The organism is Phocaeicola sp. (assembly GCF_048170425.1).
GTDB lineage: Bacteria > Bacteroidota > Bacteroidia > Bacteroidales > Bacteroidaceae > Phocaeicola.
On sequence record NZ_DBEXBB010000142.1, the window covers coordinates 1 to 4,675 of the forward strand.

At 40.4% G+C, this 4,675-nt stretch carries 3 protein-coding genes; all 3 read left to right on the forward strand.

Annotation, left to right across the window (positions count from 1 at the left end):
- Positions 1 to 77 precede the first annotated feature (77 nt).
- The 3 genes from ACMJ0U_RS05545 to ACMJ0U_RS05555 are packed head-to-tail and all read left to right on the forward strand — an operon-like array spanning position 78 to position 4,621.
- Positions 78 to 2,015, forward strand: coding sequence for a glycogen debranching enzyme N-terminal domain-containing protein (locus tag ACMJ0U_RS05545; protein ID WP_417128715.1), 1,938 nt, complete (start codon positions 78 to 80; stop codon positions 2,013 to 2,015).
- 15 nt (positions 2,016 to 2,030) lie between these two features.
- Entirely contained in the window at positions 2,031 to 3,302 is a 1,272-nt protein-coding gene (locus tag ACMJ0U_RS05550; RefSeq protein WP_417128716.1) for a glycosyltransferase family 4 protein, read from the forward strand.
- Between the two features lie 14 nt (positions 3,303 to 3,316).
- Positions 3,317 to 4,621, forward strand: coding sequence for a glycoside hydrolase family 57 protein (locus tag ACMJ0U_RS05555; protein WP_417128717.1), 1,305 nt, complete (start codon positions 3,317 to 3,319; stop codon positions 4,619 to 4,621).
- Positions 4,622 to 4,675 lie beyond the last annotated feature (54 nt).

Below are 4,675 nucleotides of genomic sequence, written 5' to 3' on the forward strand. Positions count from 1 at the left end.
TTTAATCATTAATTTTGAGGGAAAATAAAAGTAACATTTTTATGATGAGTATTAATTTATAACCTTAATATACAACTATGAGTTATTTGCGATTTGACAAGACGATAATGACAAATCTGGAAGAAACTCTGACTAGAGAAATTCTTCGTACGAATCGTTCGGGGGCTTATCATTGTTCAACAATTGTAGACTGTAATACGCGTAAGTATCATGGCTTACTTGTGATTCCAGTACCAGAATTGGATGATGAAAACCATGTATTGCTTTCCTCATTGGATGAAACTGTTATCCAGCATGGTGCGGAATTTAATCTTGGTCTGCACAAGTATGGGGGTGATAATTTCAGTCCGAGAGGACATAAATACATCCGTGAATTCGAGTGTGAGAAAGTTCCTACCACAATTTATCGCGTAGGTGGTGTTGTTTTGAAGAAAGAGAAGTTGTTTGTACATCATGAAAACCGTATCTTGATAAGGTATACATTGGTTGATGCACATTCTGAAACAACTCTTCGTTTACGTCCTTATCTGGCTTTCCGCAGCGTGAGACAATATACACACGAAAATGCGCAGGCCAGCCGTCATTATGACGTGGTGGAGAATGGTATAAAAACATGTATGTATCCTGGATATCCGGAACTCTACATGCAGTTGAGCAAGGAAAATGAATTCTGTTTCCAACCCGACTGGTATAGGGGCATCGAATATCCGAAGGAACGTGAACGCGGGTATGATTTTAATGAAGATTTGTATGTGCCTGGCTATTTTGAGATTAGTATAAAGAAAGGGGAATCTGTTACTTTCTCAGGTGGTGTAACGCCCATTGAAACTACTTCATTGAACGCTTTGTTTGCGGCAGAAATGGAACAACGTACACCGCGTGATAACTTTAAAAACTGTTTGGTCAACTCAGCACATCAGTTCTTGAACAAACAATCCGGTGAATCGTATATTTTAGCAGGCTATCCTTGGTTCAAATGTCGTGCCCGTGATATGTTTATTTCGCTTCCGGGACTTACTCTTTCCATTGGGGAGATTGGAAAGTTTGAAATGATTATGGAAACGGCTCTCAAAGCAGTTTATGCTTTTGTGGAAGGCAAGGAGTCTCAATTGAAGGTGACAGAAATTGAACATCCGGATGTGTTGTTGTGGATGGTATGGGCTGTACAGCAATATGCTAAGATGGTTTCGTGGGATGAGGCACGAGTTAAATACGGTAAAGCTTTGAAAGATGTAATGGAGTATCTGGCTGGTAACCGTCATCCAAATCTGAAAGTTCATGAAAATGGGCTGGTTTATACCAACGGGAGAGATAAGGCTGTTACGTGGATGAACTCTACCGCAAATGGTCGTCCTGTAGTTGCTCGTACGGGATATATTGTAGAATTTAATGCCTTATGGTATAATGCACTTTGCTTTGTAGCAGATTTGCTTTCTTCAGATTGTGGATTTGTTGATTACTTGCATCAGTTCTCGGATAAAGTATCTAAATCATTCGTACAAACTTTCTTGAACGAATATGGCTATTTACTCGATTATGTAGATGGCGATATGATGGACTGGAGCGTGCGCCCAAATATGATTTTTGCGGCAGCCTTTGATTATTCTCCATTGGATTCCAAACAGAAAAAAGGCATCGTAGATATTGTAACCAAAGAATTACTGACTCCTAAAGGTCTTCGTTCATTGAGCCCGAAGAGCGGTGGGTATAATCCAAACTACGTAGGTCCGCAGCTTCAGCGTGATTATGCATACCATCAGGGTACTGCATGGCCTTGGCTGGAAGGTTTTTATCTGGAGGCCTATTTGCGTATTTATAAGCGGAGTGCTATTTCATTTGTAGAACGTCAGCTTATCAGTTACGAAGGTCAGATGACTTGTCATTGTATTAGTTCAATTCCGGAGCTGTTCGATGGTAATCCGCCGTTCCAGGGAAGAGGTGCAGTTTCGTTTGCGATGAATGTAGCTGAGATTTTGCGTACATTGAATTTGTTGGAGAAATATAACAATCAATAAAGAGGAGGAGTTTATATGAAAGTTTTGATGTTTGGTTGGGAATTTCCTCCTCATATTTTAGGAGGATTAGGTACGGCCAGTTATGGATTGACTCATGGACTTGCTCAACAGCAGGATATGGAGATTACTTTCTGTATTCCCAAACCTTGGGGAGATGAAGACCAGAGTTTTTTGCGTATCATAGGAATGAACAGTGTGCCCATTGTTTGGCGTGACGTACAGTGGGAGCATGTGAAAGACAGAGTAGGTCATTATATGGATCCGCAGCTTTACTATGATTTGCGTGACCATATTTATGCGGACTTTAATTATATGCATACCAATGATTTGGGATGTATGGAATTCTCTGGAAGGTATCCTGATAACTTGCACGAAGAAATCAACAACTATTCCATTGTAGCTGGGGTAGTGGCTCGTCAGCAGCAGTTTGATATCATTCACTCACACGACTGGTTGACTTATCCTGCAGGTATTCATGCCAAGCAGGTTTCAGGAAAACCATTGGTTATCCATGTGCATGCTACAGACTTTGACCGAAGCCGTGGTAATGTGAATCCTACTGTTTACTCCATTGAAAAGAATGGTATGGACCATGCTGATTGCATCATGTGTGTAAGTGAGTTGACTCGTCAGACGGTTATTCACAAGTATTATCAGGATCCTCGTAAAGTGTTCACTATGCACAATGCGGTATCTCCGCTTCCAAAAGAAATACAAGACATTCAGGTTAAGAAGAATCCGAAAGAAAAAATTGTTACTTTCTTGGGGCGTATCACCATGCAGAAAGGTCCGGAATACTTTGTGGAAGCCGCTGCTATGGTATTGAATCGCACCCGTAACATTCGTTTTGTAATGGCTGGTAGCGGTGATATGATGAACGCCATGATTCGTCTGGCAGCAGAAAGAGGTATTGCCGACCGTTTTCATTTCCCGGGATTCATGAAAGGCAAGCAAGTATATGAAGTGCTGAAGATGAGTGATGTGTATATCATGCCGTCAGTGTCCGAACCATTTGGTATTTCACCATTGGAAGCTATGCAATGTTGCGTGCCGACAATTATCTCCAAACAGTCCGGTTGTGCCGAAATTCTTTCGAAGTGTATTAAAACAGATTATTGGGATATACATGCAATGGCAGATGCTATTTACTCTATCTGTACCAACGATTCACTTTATGAGTATCTCCGCGATGAAGGAAAGAAAGAAGTGGACGGCATTGTATGGGAGAAAGTCGGCGTGAAGATTCGCGCGCTTTATGAGCAAGTCTTAAAAAATTATGGTAAATAAAACTGCAAAACAATATGAAAACAATTTGTCTTTACTTTGAAATACACCAGATTATTCATTTGAAACGCTATCGTTTCTTTGAAATCGGTTCAGAACATTATTATTACGATGATTATGCCAATGAGCAGGGTATGAATGAAGTGGCCGAACGTTCCTATATTCCGGCTCTAAGAACCCTGATTGATATGGCAAAAGCAAATAATGGTGCTTTTAAAGTTGCTCTGTCTATTTCAGGTGTAGCTTTGGAACAATTGGAAATTTATGCTCCGGCTGTAATAGAGTTGTTGCATGAACTGAATGCCACAGGTTGCTGTGAATTCCTTTGCGAACCTTATTCACATGGATTGTCTTCTTTGAAAAATGAAACTTGCTTCTGCGAAGAGGTAGAACGCATGCGTGTGAAGATTAAGGACTATTTCGGACAAGATCCTAAGGTATTCCGTAACTCCAGCTTGATTTATGACAATGAAATTGGTGGTATAGTAGCAGGAATGGGATTCAAGGGTATGCTGGCAGAAGGTGCTAAGCATGTGTTGGGATGGAAGAGCCCTCATTACTTGTATCATTGCGCTGAAAATCCAAATCTGAAGTTGTTGCTGCGTGACTTTAAATTGTCTGATGATATAAGCTTGCGTTTCTCTAATTCCGAATGGAACGAATATCCGTTGTTTGCTGATAAATACATCGGTTGGATTGCTTCTTTACCCGAAAATGAGCAGGTTATTAATATCTTTATGGAGTTGTCTGCATTGGGTATCTTCCAGCCGCTGTCTTCTAATATTCTGGAATTCCTGAAAGCATTGCCTGAATGTGCTAAACAGAAAGGAATTACTTTCTCTACTCCGTCAGAAATCGTAACGAAACTGAAATCTGTCGATATGATTGACGTACCTTATCCGATGTCTTGGGTAGATGAAGAACGTGATATCAGTCCATGGTTAGGAAATGTGATGCAGCGTGAAGCATTTGATAAGTTGTATAGCGTAGCAGAACGTGTACATTTGTGCTCTGACCGTAGAATCAAACAGGATTGGGATTATCTGCAGGCAAGCAATAACTTCCGCTTCATGACCACCAAGCAAATGGGCGTATCGTTGGATCGTGGTATTTATGATTCACCGTATGATGCTTTCACAAATTACATGAATATTCTTGGTGACTTTATTGCTCGTGTAAATTCATTGTATCCGGTAGATATGGAAGATGAAGAATTAAATTCTTTGTTGACAACCATACGTAATCAGGAAGAAGAACTGGTACAATTGAATGATCAGGTAAAGCATTTACAGGCCTTGGTTAAGGAACAATCAGAGAAATAAAAGGCTCCTGCTAAAAAAGCTCCTGCCAAGAAAACAACTGCTACCAAAAAGACT